This window comes from Rhizobium sp. A37_96, assembly GCF_053521765.1.
Map to the genome: position 1 here is coordinate 1 of NZ_JBNWDS010000007.1, position 17414 is coordinate 17414.

At 62.1% G+C, this 17414-nt stretch carries 20 protein-coding genes; 5 read left to right on the top strand and 15 right to left on the bottom strand.

What is annotated here, in order from left to right; genetic code table 11:
* Positions 1 to 96: 96 nt before the first annotated feature.
* The 3 genes from ACQZ6J_RS18700 to ACQZ6J_RS18710 all read right to left on the bottom strand — a co-directional run bounded on the left by ACQZ6J_RS18700 (position 97) and on the right by ACQZ6J_RS18710 (position 4440).
* A complete protein-coding gene (locus ACQZ6J_RS18700) occupies positions 97 to 945 on the bottom strand; it encodes an MOSC domain-containing protein (RefSeq protein ID WP_449085185.1) in 849 nt (282 codons plus the stop codon).
* A 9-nt stretch (positions 946 to 954) separates the two neighbouring features.
* Positions 955 to 1608, bottom strand: coding sequence for an HD domain-containing protein (locus ACQZ6J_RS18705; RefSeq protein WP_449085186.1), 654 nt, complete (start codon positions 1606 to 1608; stop codon positions 955 to 957).
* Positions 1609 to 1677: 69 nt separating this feature from the next.
* Positions 1678 to 4440, bottom strand: coding sequence for a DUF2339 domain-containing protein (locus ACQZ6J_RS18710; RefSeq protein ID WP_449085187.1), 2763 nt, complete (start codon positions 4438 to 4440; stop codon positions 1678 to 1680).
* A gap of 291 nt (positions 4441 to 4731) precedes the next feature.
* Here ACQZ6J_RS18710 and ACQZ6J_RS18715 point away from each other — a divergent pair, with 291 nt between their 5' ends.
* From ACQZ6J_RS18715 to ACQZ6J_RS18725, 3 genes are all read left to right on the top strand, one after another.
* Entirely contained in the window at positions 4732 to 5073 is a 342-nt protein-coding gene (locus ACQZ6J_RS18715) for a hypothetical protein (protein WP_163986293.1), read from the top strand.
* A gap of 150 nt (positions 5074 to 5223) precedes the next feature.
* Complete coding sequence (locus ACQZ6J_RS18720; protein WP_449085188.1) at positions 5224 to 5730, top strand: superoxide dismutase family protein; 507 nt, start codon at positions 5224 to 5226, stop codon at positions 5728 to 5730.
* Positions 5731 to 5989: 259 nt separating this feature from the next.
* Positions 5990 to 6625, top strand: a complete 636-nt coding sequence (locus ACQZ6J_RS18725; RefSeq protein WP_449085189.1) for an EF-hand domain-containing protein — start codon at positions 5990 to 5992, stop codon at positions 6623 to 6625.
* Positions 6626 to 6693: 68 nt separating this feature from the next.
* Here ACQZ6J_RS18725 and ACQZ6J_RS18730 read toward each other — a convergent pair whose 3' ends face one another.
* From ACQZ6J_RS18730 to ACQZ6J_RS18760, 7 genes are all read right to left on the bottom strand, one after another.
* Positions 6694 to 7212, bottom strand: a complete 519-nt coding sequence (locus ACQZ6J_RS18730; protein ID WP_449085190.1) for a tyrosine phosphatase family protein — start codon at positions 7210 to 7212, stop codon at positions 6694 to 6696.
* The gene (locus ACQZ6J_RS18735; RefSeq protein ID WP_163986289.1) at positions 7209 to 7826 is read right to left on the bottom strand and encodes a YfbR-like 5'-deoxynucleotidase; all 618 of its coding nucleotides are present in this window, start codon (positions 7824 to 7826) and stop codon (positions 7209 to 7211) included. Before ACQZ6J_RS18735 ends, ACQZ6J_RS18730 begins: the two co-directional genes overlap by 4 nt.
* The gene (ygfZ, locus tag ACQZ6J_RS18740) at positions 7823 to 8662 is read right to left on the bottom strand and encodes a CAF17-like 4Fe-4S cluster assembly/insertion protein YgfZ (protein ID WP_449085191.1); all 840 of its coding nucleotides are present in this window, start codon (positions 8660 to 8662) and stop codon (positions 7823 to 7825) included. The genes ACQZ6J_RS18735 and ygfZ overlap by 4 nt, the downstream gene beginning before the upstream one ends.
* A gap of 73 nt (positions 8663 to 8735) precedes the next feature.
* Complete coding sequence (locus ACQZ6J_RS18745; RefSeq protein ID WP_449085192.1) at positions 8736 to 9494, bottom strand: hypothetical protein; 759 nt, start codon at positions 9492 to 9494, stop codon at positions 8736 to 8738.
* A 15-nt stretch (positions 9495 to 9509) separates the two neighbouring features.
* Positions 9510 to 9767, bottom strand: a complete 258-nt coding sequence (locus tag ACQZ6J_RS18750; protein WP_034507811.1) for a hypothetical protein — start codon at positions 9765 to 9767, stop codon at positions 9510 to 9512.
* Positions 9768 to 9871: 104 nt separating this feature from the next.
* Positions 9872 to 10306, bottom strand: a complete 435-nt coding sequence (locus tag ACQZ6J_RS18755) for a TIGR02301 family protein (protein WP_163986286.1) — start codon at positions 10304 to 10306, stop codon at positions 9872 to 9874.
* A 95-nt stretch (positions 10307 to 10401) separates the two neighbouring features.
* The gene (locus tag ACQZ6J_RS18760) at positions 10402 to 10821 is read right to left on the bottom strand and encodes an NUDIX hydrolase (RefSeq protein WP_163986285.1); all 420 of its coding nucleotides are present in this window, start codon (positions 10819 to 10821) and stop codon (positions 10402 to 10404) included.
* Positions 10822 to 10978: 157 nt separating this feature from the next.
* Here ACQZ6J_RS18760 and ACQZ6J_RS18765 point away from each other — a divergent pair, with 157 nt between their 5' ends.
* Positions 10979 to 11299, top strand: coding sequence for a YnfA family protein (locus tag ACQZ6J_RS18765; protein WP_163986284.1), 321 nt, complete (start codon positions 10979 to 10981; stop codon positions 11297 to 11299).
* 37 nt (positions 11300 to 11336) lie between these two features.
* Positions 11337 to 12101: an SOS response-associated peptidase gene (locus ACQZ6J_RS18770; RefSeq protein ID WP_449085193.1), complete on the top strand. Its 765-nt coding sequence runs from the start codon at positions 11337 to 11339 to the stop codon at positions 12099 to 12101.
* A 75-nt stretch (positions 12102 to 12176) separates the two neighbouring features.
* On the opposite strand, the gene ACQZ6J_RS18775 is transcribed toward ACQZ6J_RS18770, so the two are convergent.
* The 5 genes from ACQZ6J_RS18775 to ACQZ6J_RS18795 form a co-directional block, all read right to left on the bottom strand.
* On the bottom strand, positions 12177 to 12317 hold the full coding sequence (locus tag ACQZ6J_RS18775) for a hypothetical protein (RefSeq protein ID WP_204326330.1): 141 nt from the start codon (positions 12315 to 12317) through the stop codon (positions 12177 to 12179).
* A gap of 311 nt (positions 12318 to 12628) precedes the next feature.
* Positions 12629 to 13489, bottom strand: a complete 861-nt coding sequence (gene pssA, locus ACQZ6J_RS18780; RefSeq protein WP_163986282.1) for a CDP-diacylglycerol--serine O-phosphatidyltransferase — start codon at positions 13487 to 13489, stop codon at positions 12629 to 12631.
* A gap of 20 nt (positions 13490 to 13509) precedes the next feature.
* Complete coding sequence (locus ACQZ6J_RS18785; RefSeq protein ID WP_163986281.1) at positions 13510 to 14208, bottom strand: phosphatidylserine decarboxylase; 699 nt, start codon at positions 14206 to 14208, stop codon at positions 13510 to 13512.
* A 299-nt stretch (positions 14209 to 14507) separates the two neighbouring features.
* Positions 14508 to 15206 (bottom strand): acid phosphatase, encoded by a 699-nt coding sequence (locus tag ACQZ6J_RS18790; protein ID WP_449085194.1) that lies wholly within the window; start codon positions 15204 to 15206, stop codon positions 14508 to 14510.
* A 132-nt stretch (positions 15207 to 15338) separates the two neighbouring features.
* Complete coding sequence (locus ACQZ6J_RS18795; RefSeq protein ID WP_163986279.1) at positions 15339 to 17225, bottom strand: ABCB family ABC transporter ATP-binding protein/permease; 1887 nt, start codon at positions 17223 to 17225, stop codon at positions 15339 to 15341.
* Positions 17226 to 17414 lie beyond the last annotated feature (189 nt).

Below are 17414 nucleotides of genomic sequence, written 5' to 3' on the forward strand. Positions count from 1 at the left end.
GTGTCATCCGATGCTGGCCTCCACCTGGACAGCATTTTGAATCACAAAACCGACCGGACGGGAATCCCCTCAGATTCAGTTAAGCAATGAAGCGCTCTAGCGCCGCTTGAACGCCCAGCCTTCCGGCCGCTCTTCGAGCACCGTCACCGCATCGCCGATCTTCACCATGCCTTCGCCGCGCGGCACCGCGTTCCAGCCGAAGAGCGGGCCGGGAACGCGCCGGTCGGCCGACATGCGGATGCGGCCCATTGCGGGCATGGGGTTCGGCACGTCGCGCGAGCCGGTCTGCTGATCCTGCGTCGTCATGATGCAGCGCGCGCAGGGTTTGACGAGATCGAGACGAATGCCGCCGATTTCGATCGCCGCCCAGCGGTCCTCCGGCCATTCCTCGTCGATATCGATGACGATGTTGGGGCGGAAGCGCTCCATGCCGACGGCGCCTTCGCCGTGGCTGGCAAGATCGGCGTTGAGCGCCTTCAGCGACCCGGTCGTGGTGACGAGAATCTGGTATCCGTCGGCAAAGGTGACGGGCGTGTCATCGCCGGCCCATTCCGGGCTGGCGATGCGCTTGGCAAGCCGGTCGAAGAAGACCATCCTGACCTCGCGCCCCAGCCAGCTCGACAGGGCCTTGTTGGTTTCATCGTCGGCGACGGAAGCGTTGACCGCCGACTTCCAGACGACGACATCCATGCGGTTTTCCGGATGTGGCGGCGGGACGATGATGTCAGCCTTACCTTCCATCTTCAGCCGCAGATAGGAGGGGGCCGGCTGGATATCGATCCGGGCCAGGTCCTGCAACTCGCGCTGCGTGAAGAAATGACCGGAAGGATCGACCAGCATGGCACGACGATCGCCGGCAAGGCCGAAAGCGTCGATAGCGGCTGACGGGATGGCGATGCCGCGTGCGCTCTTGAGGGGATAGATGAAGAGATCGCTGACGCGCATGGATGACCCTCAGATTTCGTCGATGAACATTGCCAGCACGGTTTTCAGCCGGTCGTGCCGCGCTTCGGCGCATTTGCGTCCGGTCTCGGTCTGGAATCCGTCCGCGAGTTTGAACAGCTTTGTCTCGAAATGGTCAATGGCGAAACGCTTGTCGTCGAGCGGCCGCTCCGTCGCCAGTGGATCGAACGGGTCGTACAGGCCGGAGCCGAGACGCCCGGCGATGTAAAAGCAGCGCGCAGCTCCGACCATGCCGATGGCATCCAGCCTGTCCGCATCCTGCAGGATTTTCGCCTCCAGCGTCGCGGGCGGCAGGTTGGCGGAGAAGCTATGCGTTGTGATCGCATGTGCCGCAGCCGCGATATCCTCATCCGCCCATCCGAGTTGCCGCAGGATGCCGGAAGCCTTTTCGGCGGCAAGCCGAGAAGCTTGCGCGCGGTGGGGAGAATTCTTCTCCACGGCAACGCAATCATGCAGCAGCACGGCGGCTGCCAGAATGCGTGCGTTGCCGCCTTCCTCGGCCTGAATGGCCATGGCGTTGCGAAAGACGCGCAGGATATGGGCAATGTCGTGCGAGCCATCATCGCCATCGGCGGCATGGGGGATAAGATCCGCGGCCAGTGCTTCGAACGGGGCAAAGGCCCGCGCCATCTTTTCGGTATCCATTGTCGGACTCGCTCCGGATTGATCGGTCGGCAGTTCCTTCGTCCTACCGGGCCAGGGGATTCGCTGCAATCATTCCGTCGCTTTCTTGCCCGTCAGGATCTTCTGGTAGAACAGGCCGATGCCGATCAGCACGGCGCCGAGCCCGATGAAGGAAAGGGCGCGCAGGAAGCCTTCGAGGTTCGCCATGTCGATCAGGAAAGCCTTGACGACGGCAATGGAGACCAGCGCCGCCGAGGCGATGCGCAGGCTCCGCGCCTCGAAGCGGGCGCCGAGCCCGAGAAGAGCGATGCCGATCAGCAGCCAGACGACGGAGTAGGAATAGAGCTCGCCCTGGATGAAGCCGTTCCAGAAGGGAATATATTCGCCCTGCCAGAAACGGCGCACCGACAAGGTCGCCCAAGCGAAAGCCATCACGGCCGCCGCCAAGGCGAGCATGGCGACATAGGGCGGGGGGCGCCGATTGCGCGCATAGAGCGCCAGCCCGCCATAGGCAATGGCCGGCAGGAGATAGGCGAGCAGCAGCAGGTTGAAGAGCGGAATCCGTCCCGTGCTCTCGCCCGTCACGAACGGGTTCAATCCGAGCAGATGCAGGGTAAGGATCATGACGACGGAGGCCGCTCCAAGCGCCATGCCGCCATAGCGGAAGACCGGGCTTGCCGCGCTCAGATCGAGCGCCATCAGCGTTGCGGAGGCGCCGATTGCCAGCAGCGTGTAGATCGATTGCTCGCCGAGTGTTGGAACAGCGTCATTCAGGACGCCGCTGTTCATGGCGTGACGCACGAGGATGGCGATGGTCAGCAGCGTGAGGAAGCAGGCGAGCGCCTGCAACGTGTTGCGCAGCCGCAGGCTCGGCGACTGGCGAGTGATGAACGCCGCGCAAGCGGCGAGGGCAGCCGGTATGCCGTAGCCGGCAAGCAGCATGTTGAAGACCGGTGTCGTGCCGAGATCCGCCGGATCGACGATCGTCGGCTGCCAGGCGATGCGCCCCATGGTGATAATCAGCGCGGCAACCATGGCCCATGGCAGAACGGGCCAGCTGCGCAGACGTCCCGCCAGCAGGTAAGCGATACCCAGAACTGGCAGCAGGATCGTGGCGGCGGCATGGTGTGCAAGCGTGTGGAGCGCGAAGACCGCGGCGGCAAAGGAGCCGGCGGCGAGAATGTTCGTCGGCAGGCTTTCGGCCTCGCCTTCGAGGCGATATTGCCATTCGGCAAGCCCGATCAGCACGATCGCCAACCCTATGCCGTAAAGGCCATGCAGCCAGTCGAGCGTCCAGTTGCCGAAATTGACGAAGCTGATCGTTGCGATCGCTAGCGGCGTGGCCGCCATGACCAGGCTCCAGAGCGCGGCATAAGGCTTCTCTTCCCTGGCGAAGTGCCTGAGGAAGAAGAAGCCGATCAGCACGAAGATCGCGCCGAGACCAAGCACTTCATAGAGCACGGTGCTCTGCAGACTGATGGTGCCATCCGCAGCGCTGGGTCCGACCCCCGCGATCCAGTTCGTCAGGACGCCGGAGGCACCGATGACGGCAATGGCTGCCGACAGGATCGTTGCCCAGGCCGCGTGAAGACGGCCGGCACCGAAGGCTGCGACTGCCGCGACGATGGCCGCGAACATGAATGTCGCGTCAGCGATGGGATATCCGTAATCAAGAGCATAGGTGAGCAGGCAGAGCGACACCGTGAGCGCGCCGACCGATGCCGTCAGCGTCATGCCGAGTGGCGCTCTGGCAAGAAACGCCGCCCATTGACCGACGGCATGCTGTGGCTGGGCGATGTCGTCGACCGGTCCCGCTTCCCTGTTCTCCCTTGCGGGTTCCTGGATCGGGTAGCGTCCCGGCCAGAGGAAAATCGTGCCGCCGATCATCGCAAGCATGGAAAGCGTGACCGGCGTCAGGTCAACGGCCGGGCTGAAGGTGATGTAAAGCAGCGGCCAGAGGCTGAGCAGCCCGTTTGCAAGGGACGGTGCAATCAGCCAGCGGCGCAGGCGCGACGCCAACAGGGTCGCAAGCCAGGTCAGGGTGAGATAGCCGAAGAGAATCCAGGGCTTCGGCGAGGTCGAGGCGATGAGGGCGGGCGTTGCCATCGACGCCAGCAGGCCGAGGCCGGCAAGAGCCTGCCCGTGCCGCAGCGACAGCCCGAGCGTAGCGAGCGAGATCAAGGCCAGCAGCACGAAGGCAGTGGCGGGTCCGATGAAGCCGTAGACGCCATGCGCCGCATAGGTGGAGCCGAACAGGGCGACGACGCCGGCAGCCGTGAGCACGCCGGGGATCATCGCGTTCTGGAAGGCGTTGCCGAGAACCGGCGCGGCGCGGCGGCGGATCACCTCGCCCGCGGCTATCAGCGCAAGACCGAAGAGCGCGGCAAGGATGAGCCGGACGCCAGGGCTGAGGAGGCCGCTCTCGATCGAATATTTGACCATGAAGATGCCGCCGAACGCCAGCGCGATGCCGCCGACCCAGACGGCCCAGCGCGCGCCAATCGTGCTTTCCAGGCTTTCCTTCGCCTGTGACGGTGTCCGGCCCACAGCAGGCGCGCCATCCTCTTCGAATGTCTCCGCGGCATTGCGTGCGGCGGCGGCGGGTTCGTCGATATCGGCAGCTGAACTATCTTCGATCTCAGCTTCCGGCTGATCTTCGATGGGCTGGGCGGTGGCATGAGCCATCGAATCCAGTGCGGGAATCGATTCGCCGGTATCCGCTGTCAGCACCTTGTTGGCGAGCGCGTTCTGCAGCTCCTGAACGCGTGCTTCAAGCTGTTTAATCCTCAGATTGTAGCCTCGTAGTACCAGAATACCAACGATCAGGATGACGAGCGGTAATAATTCCATCATGTCCTCTCCACGGGCGATGCGCCGCACCATATACGAAACGGTTCGCCCGGTAAGGATAGATAGTCAGATTCGCCTATGATTCCAGGGGATTATGCCAAACACCCTGATGAAGTCGCGCAAGGCGAACGTTAGGAAACTCGAATTTACCGCTTGGCAACTATGGTTAATACCCATTAACAATTTGTCTTTACCGGCAGCGCGAAGCAGCTTAATAGGGCTTCGTAGTTTAACTCTGAATGTATTGCGTACAAACGACGTCGCATGAGGCGGCTCCTACCACAGGAGGTTTGTATGTCCCATGTTTCTTCCATATCCGCCAGCTCCTACCCCTATCGCGGCACGCTATCGCGCCTCGATTCGAATGGTGATGGCGTTCTGAGCCGTGAAGAGCGCGAAGCGGACGAGCGCCCCGGCATTCTCGATGCCAATGATGCCGAAGGCAGTGCTGCCGACGGCTCGAACAGCGTATTGGGCAGCCTGATGGCCAAGCTCATGCAGCTGCCGAACGCCGATGCGGCCTCCAGCGCCAAATCGCCGGAAAACAACGTCGCTTTCGACGTGGACCTGCTGTCGCCGATGGATGCCTATAACAGCACCTACGGCCAATATGACGTTGAAAACGTGGCGGCCTGAAAAGCACCGTTGCGTGACGATATTGGCGGCTTGCCGGAACACCGGCAGGCCGCCCTATCATTTTGATGCAGGCCCATTTTCCCCGTTCGCCGGAACACTCCCTCCCGTCATGCGTTGGACATTTGCCACGCAGAAGAGGGAGGGCGTTCCATGAAACGGATGCTGATCGCTACGATTCTCACGCTTGCCGCAGCCATGCCCGTTGCAGCGCAGAGCCAGAGCACCGCCACCGCCGATTTTGTCGGCCTCGACGGCAAGCAGGCAGGGCGTGCGACATTGACCGAGGGCAAGAAGGGCGTGCTGATCGAGATGGAAGTCTCCGGCATGCCCGCCAATCGCTGGGTCGCCTTTCACATTCACGAAAACAGCAGTTGCGACCATACGCACGGGTTCGAGTCGGCCGGCGGCCATTTCAATCCGACCAAGGCAGAGCATGGTTTCCTTGCCGCCAAAGGACCGCATGCCGGTGACATGCCCAACCAATATGTCGATCAGGACGGCAAACTGCGTGCCCAGGTCTTCAACGGCATGGTGTCGCTGAACGGCAAGAACGGCATTCGCGGCCGCACGCTGATGATCCATGCCGAGTCCGATGACTACCGCAGCCAGCCCGTCGGAGGCGCTGGCAAGCGCCTGGCATGCGCGATCATTCAATAAAAACGCGCGGCGGGTGATTCGCACCGTCGCAGCCAGCAGCGCCAAGCTGCGGTTGTCCTGGGCACATGAGCGCCCACCGGCAATATGATTCGATGCCTGTCAATTATGGTTAATGGTGAATTAACAACGATCTTCAATTGGCAGGTCAAACCGGTCTATCCTGCTCGCAGATGACTAAGCGTGCCGGGGTCGATTGAACACGCGATGGCATTTGCCGTAGGAGATTCGGATGAGCGGGGTTTCTTCAATTGGAAGCAGCATGACGGCTGCCTCGTACAGTCCCCTGGATAAAAATCAGGATGGTGTCGTGGATGCTCAGGAACTGCAGGAGGCCGCGCAGTCCGGCCTTCTGTCAGCGAGCATTCTCAGCGACGAGGATAGTGGCAGCAGCAGCGACCCCAGCGCGACGGATGTCTTTTCCGGCAATCTGGCGTCGATGCTTTTGCAGATGCAGCAGGACAGCCAGTCGGGCAGTTCCACGTCCACCGACGGCTCGTCCGACGAGTCGCCCATGGACCAGCTGTTTGCCAGCCTCGACACCGATCAGGATGGCAAGATCACACAGGCCGAGTTCGTCGCCGGGCGTCCGACGGACATGAGCGAAAGCGATGCCGAGGACCTGTTCAAGAGCCTGGATACGCAGAATGCCGGCTCCCTGACCAAGGATCAGTTCGCCGAAGGTCTCGATGTCCTCAAGTCGTCGGATGCTTCGGCAGCCGACATGCTGTCCCTGGAGCCGAGTTCGAGCGACAGCAACCCGGCGGATGCTGCGACGATAGCGCAGGATCAGGCAATGGACGTGTTCTTGAGCGGTATGCAGCAGAACCCGTCTTCGCTCTATCAGAACACCTATGGCCAGTATGATCCTGACCAGACGGATGGTGTCGCGGCCTGATCGCGGCAAGCGATTGTTATAAGAACGGAGATTGCGAAACGTGATCTCCGTTCTTATGCGTTATTGTCTTAGCCGGCCAATGCCAGCGTGAAAGGGGCGTTGCCGTCCGCATCCGCGCCGCGGCCGATTTCCTTGACTGCGGCAACCAGTCGCCCGTGGCGTCCGAGCATGTCGTCACCGATGGCGACCAGCCGTGCATTCGGCGTGGCAAAGGGCGAGCTCGTGCGCAGGCGGCGCACCAGCGTCAGGTCCTCCTCCTCGGGGCGAACGGCCAGGGCCGCGATCAGCGCTGCCGCCGGCGAGCGCGAGACGCCCATCCAGCAATGGATGAGCAAAGGCGCGCTGCGGTCCCAGCCGGTGGCGAAATCGATGATGGCGCGAACATGCGCCTCCTGCGGGGCGATCAGATCGCCGGTTCCGGCAAAGCTGATATCGTTCATGTTGAGCAGCAGGTGCCGCTCTGCCTTGATGACCGCAGGCCGATGAAAGCTCTGCTCCTTGGCCATGAGGCTGATCATCTCACGCGCGCCATGGCGAACGGCCATTTCGGCGATGCGCGCCAGCGGCGATACCACGATTGCGGTCACGCTCCGATCCCCACCGTGGCGCGCTCGGCCTCGATCGCCTCGAAGCGTTTGAGGAACAGCCGCTGCGCCTCGATCGCCGGCATGGGCTCTATCGGCAGCATCTCGCGCGTGACGTCGCGCGGCTGGCCGAAGAATTTGCGCGCCTCTTCCGGCGTGAAGCCCGCAAGCAGCGTCGCCTCGAAATAGGCCGAGATCGTATCGGCCTTCTTGATCTTGTCCTTGAGCTGTGGCGCGCAATGCGGGGGCAGGGCGAAGCGCCGGTAGATTGCCGCCTCTAGCCGCTTCTCCACGACCTTGTAATCGCCGCCGACGACGGACTTGAACGGCGAGATCATGTCGCCGATCACATATTCCGGTGCATCGTGCAGCAACGCCGCAAGCTGCTCGTCAGGCGTCGCCGGATTGAGGTGGCGAAAGATCGCTTCCACGACAAGGCTGTGTTGCGCAACCGAAAAGGCGTGGTCACCGGAAGTCTGTCCGTTCCAGCGCGCGACGCGGGCAAGTCCATGTGCGATGTCGCTGATCTCGACGTCGAGCGGCGAGGGGTCGAGCAGATCGAGCCGCCGCCCGGATAGCATGCGCTGCCAGGCGCGCGCGGTCTTGGCCGATGTCATGCCGACGCCTCGTCGGCGCTCGCCGGGAAGGAGAGGCCGGACCATGAGGGCAGCGACACGGAGACCTCCACATTGTCGGCCTGTATCGCAGTTCCCTCGGTAATGGCTTCGCCCGCCCGGTCGATACGGACGATGGCAAGGCCAATGTCGCCTTCGGTCGAGCCGAGCGTGCCGATCGGCTTGCTGCCGACGGTCAATTCCGTACCGGAAGCGGGCAGCTGGGCGTTGCCCCTCACAATGACGACGCGCCTGCGCGCCGTGCCGCGATGGTGCATGCGGGAAACCACTTCCTGGCCGATGTAGCATCCCTTGCGGAAGCCGAGGCCGCCGTTCAGATCCATCAGCACATCGTGCGGGAAGGCATCCTGCAACGCGAAATCGCGACCGGAGACGGCAATGCCGTTGACGATCCGAAGCTCGTCATAGAGCGCCTCGGGCTCGCTGCCATGCTCGCCGGGCGTGCGCGTCAACGCAACTCCCGCCTTGGCGAAGCAGCTGTCCCTGGGGCCGTCCGTTGCGGCATCTCCCCAAGCGACCGTGACGCCTTCGACACCTTCCACGCCGAAATCGACCTTGGCACGCAGCCGATACATGGTGAGCCGCTTGAGCAGGCTCTCACGCTGCGCCGTATCCGTCTCGATCAGAAAGCCGGGGCCGTCGCGCCAGATCATGAAGTCGAACAGGATCTTGCCCTGCGGCGTCAGCAATGCGCCCGGGCGGGCTTCATCGGCGCCAAGCGAAGCAAGATCGGTGGTGATGAGATTGTGCAGGAACGATTCCGCTTCCGCACCGGCGACACGGATGAAGGAGTGTTCTTTCAGGAAAACGGCTGGCATGATGGATCCGCTGGTTTGGCCTATCACGCAGAGGTAGGGCCTTCGGTGGGGAACCGCAAGTTCCCCCGCCGGATCATTCGCCCGAGGTGAAGAATTTCCAGCGGCCGTCCGGCGTAATGCCGACGCGATAGAAATTGTAGCCGCCGAATTCGAGCATGTCGGCGTAGTCGCCCGCCGTCACGATGCGCATCATGTCGACCTTCTCCGGCGTGGAGAGCGTCTTGATGTCCTTTTCGGCAAAATAGGGCCAGACATAGACCTCGTCAGGGGTTCCCTGGCCGATATGGGCAAAGCCGGTCGACATGATGTCGAGCAGGATGGACAGGATCTCGATGCCGTCGGGATCGCCCGAAAGGTCATGCAGGGTCTTGATCGGATCCTCACCGGGATCGTCGGCAGTGACCTGCGTCTGCTTGAGGCCGGCGCCGATGTTCATCAGCGGGCGCAGGCGCTCGAGATCGCCGGAGGCAGCAGCCTCCACGATCGCCGCGCGGAGCTTCCGCACCGGCTCCGGTGCTTTGTCGATGTCGAAAAGGAATTCGACCGATTTATTCGCATTGGAAGCATCGCCGCCGCTCTGGTCGGCTTGCTTGTTGATCAGCGGATCGGGCATCGGCAGCGTGTTGTTGGAAGGAGCTTCCAGCGCCTGTTCGACCGGCTTGTCATTCTTTTGCTGTGTGGTTTGCGCTGCGTCCTTTGCCTGCGGAGCCGGCGGATTGAGCTGGGAAAAGGCAAGAGCCGGAAGCGGCAGGGCGGTGCCGCCCAAAAGCAGGGTTACGGCGGCAAGCGAGGCAATGGAACAGGAAAGCGCATTGCCTGGAAACATACGCATGGCAATCTCTGATTGTTATTGCAGGGTTCGGTTCGGAGAGAATTCACCCGCGAGCATGCGTTCGCGCAGCGATTCGAGCAAGGCTTCCGCGCCCTGTTCACCCTGAATACGGATCGTCTCGCGAATCGCATGGGCAATGGCGGCGTCCGCGATGATTTCCGGCTCGATACCGTCAGCCATCCCATCGGCCCAAGCTTCGTTCTGGTATTCCAGCGCTGCCTGCATCTTTTCATGGACGATCATGTCGTCGATTTCGTTCAGGCTGGTTTCCATTGTTTCTTTCCTCGAGACGTTCATGTCCTTACCACTTGCTTAACAACTTTATCAGCCTTTTCTCAAAACGACACGGCTCGCTACGAAAAGGGGTTAATAAATCGTCAATTTCCAAAGCGGGCGGTGATTTCTGTCGCCAGTGTTGCACCTTCGTTACGGTATCGCTCTTCCGCGACGAGAGCCTGCGGCGTGCAGTTCGTGTAAACCGATGCGAAGGACCGATACCCACGGTTGAATGCGGCGGTCAGCTTTTCCTTGCGTTCCGGCTCGCTCTTGGTTTCCGTATCGAGCAACTGCTGCATGTCGCCCCGCCATCCGTCTTCCGGCGTCGGGCTGCAAAGATTGCGCAGGTAGTCGATGGAGCCCAGAATTTCGGCAAGCCGGGAAAGCTGGTCGTCGTAGGGAGTGGGCTGTCCCGCATTCCCGCCATCGGGCGCCTGAGCCGGCGGCACGCTTGCTGCCGGCTGCGCCGCAGCGGGAAAGGCTGCGGCAAGCACGATGCAGATCAGAAGCGGTCGGCCAAGGCGGTTATGAATCATGTAACCATGTTGAGCGAACAAGCATGACGGGAACAAGGCGCGTCGGGTGGTTTCCACGCGGATATTGCTCAGCATCGTTAATATCGCGGCCGGAGCTAGGGTCTCGCCGCTGCAAGCCGTTCCACGCATTCGAGAACGCTTGCCGGAACGGGCAGGGTGCGCACCTCTTCCAGCGTGTACCAGCCGATTGCGGCGGCATCGTCGGCCGCTTCGGCGACGGCATCCTCGTCGGCATCCACGAGGAAGACCGAGAGCAGGAAGTGGCTTGTCAGCGTCCCGTCCGCTGCGTGGGAGCGCAGGTCATAGGTCTCGAACAGGCGGGGATTGCGGGCGGTTATTCCGGTCTCTTCCCTGAATTCGCGCAGCGCCGCATCGGCCGGCGTTTCTCCCGCCTCGGCTCGACCGCCCGGAAAGGCATACATATCGGCGGATGGCGGATTGCTGCGCAATACCAGCAGGAAGCGGCCGTTGCGTTCGAGAATGGCGGAAGAGGCAGGGCGGGGAACGGAGGTCATGGATCGCTTTGCATCGGGAAGAGGAGATTTGTGGGCGATGACGCGGCATCACCCGGCCCACCTCTACAGGAAACGACCCTTGCTGTCTTTCATGAAAGACCCTTAACTCGCAGTCGGCGCGTGTCGATTCTGCGCGCGGGATATGGGGCGGAAACGCATGATCTACGGGCTGTATGCTCTGGCCGCCTTGGCTGAAATTGCCGGCTGCTTCGCCTTCTGGGCATGGCTGCGCCTGTCAAAGCCGGTCTGGTGGCTGGCGCCCGGACTTGTCTCGCTCGCGCTCTTTGCCTGGCTGCTTGCCTTGGTGCCGAGCGAAGCCGCAGGGCGTACCTTTGCCGCCTATGGCGGCGTCTATATCGTTGCCTCCATCCTCTGGCTCTGGCTGGTCGAGGGGCGGCTGCCGGACCGATGGGATGTTTCCGGCGCAGCCGTCTGCCTCGCCGGGGCCGCGATCATTCTCCTCGGTCCACGCGGCTGAGCTTGACCCGCCGCTCTCTGGGTGCAAAACAAGTCCCATGTGCGGACGCTTTGCTTTGACATCGACGGCAGACCAGGTTGGGGAAGCACTCGGCGTCCTGCTGAATGAAGGTTTCCCAGCACGCTACAATATCGCGCCGACGCAGCCTATCCTGGTCGTCATTGCCGGTGACAGGCAGTTGCCGGGCAGCAATCTGCCGGATCGCCGCGCGCTGCTGGTGCGCTGGGGCTTTACGCCCGCCTGGGTAAAGGACCCCAAGGAATTTCCCCTGCTGATCAACGCGCGCGCCGAAACGGCAATCGGCAAGGCGTCCTTCCGCGCAGCCATGCGCCATCGCCGCATCCTCGTCCCGGCATCCGGCTTCTACGAATGGCACCGACCTTCGAAGGAAAGCGGCGAGAAGCCGCAGGCCTACTGGATCCGGCCACGCAGCGGCGGCGTCATCGCCTTTGCCGGGCTGATGGAAACCTGGGCGTCGGCCGATGGTTCGGAAGTCGATACCGGCGCGATCCTGACGACGGCGGCAAATAGCGCCATCCGCTCCATCCATGACCGCATGCCTGTCGTCATCAAGCCGGAGGATTTCGCCCGCTGGCTCGATTGCAAGACGCAGGAGCCGCGCGATGTCCTCGATCTGATGAGGCCGGCCCAGGAGGATTTTTTCGAGGCTGTCCCGGTTTCGGATCGCGTCAACAAGGTCGCGAACATGGGGCCGGACGTGCAGACGCCCATAGCGCTCGATCCGGTGAGGAAGCCGCCGAAGAAGCAGGATCCCGAGGATGGCCAGTTGAGCCTTCTCTAAGCGGCCACCCTTCGGCGGCTAGCGACCGGAAACGCCGTCTGCCGACGCCATCTGGCGATCGGCCGGACGATAGTCTTAGGCAATCTTCTTCTTGAGAGGCTTGGTCTTCAGCATCATGTGAGCTGCGAGAACTGCCTTCAGGCCCAGCGGACGATAATGCTTGCTAGGATCGATCTTTGCTTGCGGTTGTGCCGCTTCGTCTTTCTTCTGCGTCATGTTTCACTCCTCACCATGCTCCCCCGGAGCATTTCGCGATTCACTGTCGAGTAGTGCTTTTTGTCGTAAATCATGACAAATCGAAGGCGTTTTCCAATCAGCTTTTATAAACAACGACCATATTTCGAGAGATTAGCGCCGAATCCTCGTGTAGATTCCGCACTGCCGCAATGTTTGAAATCGCTGAAATGCAAGGTCAACGCGGCTCGCGGCTCAGCTCGCGGCCGACCGCAGCGCCCCCGATGGACAAGGGAGGCTTGAAGACTTGTGGTTGCAGTGCGGGAACGCCGCGGAAGACCTATGTGCGGTCGCTAGATATGCCGGCCGATGTCGTCGTTGGAATCGTCGACATTGGGATCGCCAGGTCCATTGATCGTGTAGGTGCCGTATTTCTTGGCCCAGGAGCGCGCGCCCAAGGGCAGCGACAGCAGATAGACAGCAACGGTCACGACCATGACATGCCATGTGTAGCTCATCAGCAGCGCGACATAGACGACGATGCCTAGCATGATCGGAAGGACCAGATCGCGCCTGATGCCGCTGCCTTCCGACTTGCCGGACCAGACCGGCAGGCGGCTGACCAGCAGAAAGCCGATGAGGACAGTGTAGGCGGAACCCCAATAGGCGAAGGCCCGGTCCGGCGTCAGCCCCAGAAAGCCGAGGTAAACGGGCAGGAGCACCAGCATGGCGCCCGCCGGTGCCGGTACGCCGACGAAATATTCGGACTGCCAGGAGGCCTTGTGCTCGCGTTCGGCCATGACGTTGAAGCGGGCGAGCCGAAGGCCGGCGGCGATCGTATAGATCAGCGCGGCAATCCAGCCGAGCGAACGGGCCTGGTCGAGCAGGAAGACATAGACCACGAGCGCCGGCGCAACCCCGAAATTGACGATATCGGCGAGCGAATCCATCTGTGCGCCGAATTTCGAGGTGGCCTTCATCAACCGCGCCACGCGCCCGTCGATGCCGTCGAGGAAGGCCGCGACCAGCACGGCGACGACGGCAAGCTCGTAGCGGCCTTCGAAAGCGAGGCGAATGCCCGTCAGGCCCGCACAGATCGCCAGCACGGTGATCATGTTCGGCACGATCAGCCGAAGCGGGATCTCCCGCAGGCGCGGCCCACGCGCTTCATCGTTGGGCCCATGCGGCTCGAAAGGCGGAAAAGGCGTTTTCATCTCGCTCGTGTTCCTAGGGTTCAGCTGCGGCGGCTAACGGTCGGGCCTTTTGCCGAGCCGAATTCGGCAATGACGGTTTCGCCGGCGATCGCCCGCTGGCCGATGGCGACCCGCGACGAAGCGCCTTCGGGCAGGAAGATATCGAGACGCGAGCCAAAGCGGATCAGCCCGATGCGCTCGCCGGCATCGAGCGGCTCGTTCGGATTGACGAAGCAAAGGATGCGGCGGGCGACGAGGCCGGCGATCTGCACCACGCCGATCTCGCCGTGCTTGGTTTCGATGACGAGGCCGTTGCGCTCGTTCTGTTCGCTGGCCTTGTCGAGTTCCGCATTGAGGAAGCTGCCCTGGCGGTAGGCGATGTTGGTGATGCGGCCGCGCATCGGCGAACGATTCACATGGCAGTCGAACACGTTCATGAAGATCGAGATGCGCAGCATGGGCAGGCTGCCGAGATTGAGCTCCGCCGGCGGCGTCACCATCTGCACGCCGGACACCCGGCCGTCGGCAGGCGACACCGCCAGATCGTCGTCCTGCGGCGTCATGCGCTCGGGGTCGCGGAAGAAATAGGCGCACCACAGCGTCAGGATCAGGCCGATCCAGAACAGCGGCTTGAAGATCCAGCCCAGCACCAGCGACGCGACGAAGAAACCTGCAACGAAGGGATAGCCTTCCTTGTGCACCGGAACGATGACGTTGCGTACGCTGTTCAACAAGCTCATCTATGGCCTACTCCGTTAGGGCGCCTCATCCAAAAACCGTGTTGCGGTCGCCGGGCGAGATCACGCCAGTCAAAAGAATGAGAACAAGATAAGCGGTCTTGCTCTGATTACCAGTCGAGCGTGACTACAGGCAAACTCGGTCATGGGCAATGGTTTCGCACGCTCGCCCCCAGCGCAATCCGCGTCGGGCCAGGATGCCGACGATCCCCCGCGTTGAAAAGTGTTGCCTGCGGGAGATAACGAAAAGGCCGCCGATGGAATTCGGCGGCCTTGCATGTCCTGTGACGATCGAACGAAAATCAGAGGCCGAGAGCGGCGCGCAGCTCGGCCTTGGCGCCTTCATATTCGCTCTTGTAGTCGTCATGCGTCATGATGGTCTCCGCGATGACGGTGCCGGCGATGCGGCCGGCTTCGATGTCGGTCGCGTAATGAATGCCGCCGACGACGCGGTTGTGACCGTATTCCCAGGCGCGAGCCATGATGACGGCGCGCTTTTCCGGCACCATGTTCGACAGCACGATGCCCATCAGCGTGCCGAGCGTGGTGTGGCCGGACGGATAGGAACCGGACTTGGAGAGCGGCACGATCGGCTTCACCAGATCGCTGTAGAGATGCGGACGCGGGCGCTTCCAGACATCCTTGGCCGGATCGACGACAGCGCCTTCGGTCTCGACGATGCGATCGAAGAAGGCCGAGAACTTCGGCAGGTTTTCCTTGGTGAACTTCGGATTGTCGATGACGTCGGAGAAGCGCCAGACGTTCTCTTCCGCATCGGCCACGGCGCGAGCCGCCATCTCCGGCGTGCGGGTTACCTGGATCGTCAGGATTTCGCCGAGTTCGGCCTTCATCTGCGCCGAATCATTGGCAGGCGGCGGCGGCAGCAGATCGAGAAGGTTGACTTCCTTGGCGTCGGTAAACGGCTTGGCATCATCGGCAAAAACCGGCGAGGCGAGGCCGACCACGAGCAGCAGTGTTAAGGCTTTGGCAAAAGTACGCATTTCGGGGCTCCCTTGAAGTTGAGCCCCGTACCTAGCAAGCTGTCATCTCAGGCGCGTGACAACTGCCGGTGCATAACCGGTACGCGCAGAGGCTTTCGAAAGGCTGCAGGACGCGGCGCTTCGCATGGTTACTCAGCTTGCCGGCGCCAGCCGGTTGACCACGCCCAGGTCGTCGTTCTCGCGCACCTGCTTCAGATGCTCCTCGGCCTGCGTTGCCTCGCGCTGGCGGCTCCACATGGAGGCGTAGAGCCCGTTCTGCGCCAGCAGGGCGGCATGCGTGCCGCGCTCGGCGATGACGCCGCTTTTCAGCACGATGATTTCGTCCGCGCCGATCACGGTCGAGAGGCGATGGGCGATGACCAGCGTCGTGCGGTTTTTGGAAACGACGTCGAGGGCGGCCTGTATCTCGCGCTCGGTCGTCGTATCCAGCGCGGAGGTCGCTTCATCGAGGATCAGAACCGGCGGCGACTTGAGAACGGTGCGGGCGATGGCGACGCGCTGCTTCTCGCCGCCCGACAATTTGAGGCCGCGTTCGCCGACCTTGGTGTCGAAGCCTTCGGGCAGATGGCGGATGAATTCGCCGATCTGGGCGATTTCGGCCGCCGTCGTCACCTCGGCCTCGCTCGCGCCCGGCCGGCCGTAGCGAATGTTGTACGCGATGGTGTCGTTGAAGAGCACGGTGTCCTGCGGCACCATGCCGATGACCTTGCGCAGGCTTTTCTGCGTCACGGTGCGCAGGTCCTGGTCGTCGATGGTGATCGTTCCGCTTTGCACGTCGTAGAAGCGGTAGAGGAGGCGCGACAGCGTCGACTTTCCGGCACCCGAGGGGCCGACCACGGCAACCGTCTTGCCCGCGGGCACCTCGAAGGAAATGCCTTTCAGGATCGGCCGCGCCGGGTCATAGGCGAAATGCACGTCCTTGAAGGAAATCGCACCATTGCCGATGACCAGCTCCCTGGCGTCGGGCGCGTCGAGCACCTCGGGCTTGACCTCCAGCAGATCGAACATCTCCTCGATATCGGTCAGGCCCTGGCGTATCTCGCGATAGACGAAGCCGATGAAGTTCAGCGGCACCGAGAGCTGCAGCAGCATGGCGTTGACGAAGACGAAATCGCCGACCGTCTGGTGGCCGTTGAGAACGGACCAGCCGGAAATGACCATCATGACGGTCGTGCCGAGGCCGAAGATCACGCCCTGGCCGAAGTTCAGCCAACCGAGCGACGTCCAGACGCTGGTGGCGGCCTTCTCGTAGCGCGCCATCGATTGGTCGAAGCGCTTGGCCTCCATCTCCTCGTTGCCGAAATATTTGACGGTTTCGAAGTTCAGGAGCGAATCGATCGCCTTGGTATTGGCGTCGGTATCGCTGTCGTTCATCGTCCGGCGGATGGAAATGCGCCAGTCGCTCGCCCTGACGGTGAACCAGATATAGAGCCAGACGGTGACTGCCGTGACGGCGAGATAGGAGAAGCCGTAGCCGCGCCAGAAGATGATGGCGGTCAGCAGGAACTCGATGAAGGTCGGAAACGTGTTGAGAATGGTGAAGCGGACAATGGTCTCGATGCCCTTGGTGCCGCGTTCGATGATGCGCGAGAGGCCGCCGGTCTTTCGCTCCAGATGGAAGCGCAGCGACAGTTCGTGCATGTGCACGAACGTCCTGTAGGCCAGCTGGCGCACCGCATACTGGCCGACGCTGGCAAACAGCGCGTCGCGCAGCTGGTTGAGACCGAGCTGGATGAGGCGCGTCAGGTTCGTGGCGACGATCAACGCGATGGCGCCCACCATGAAGGCCGGCAGGATGCCCTGCATGTCGAGCTTGCCGTTCAGCGCGTCGACCGACCATTTGAAGAAATAGGGGACCAGCAGCAGGACGAATTTCGAGACCAGCAGGAAGACGGTCGCCCAGATCACGCGCATCTTCAGATCCATGCGCCCGGCGGGCCACATATACGGCCAGAGATTGACGAGGGTATTCAATGGATTGCTGGAATCCGCCGATATGGTCTTCTTGCGGTCTGCCATGTCCGTCTCCGGCGAATATCTGAAGCAGCCGGGCGCTGATTGTCATTGCGCGGCCGGCTGAGAAGCCTTCGCTGGCAAGGGCGTGGCCGTTGAGCGAAGGCGATGAGGGTCGCGCGACGCTTATACTATTTTTATCCCGTATAAAAGCAGCGGCCAGGCGTTGGTTGCGCCCGGCCGTTGTTTGTCCTC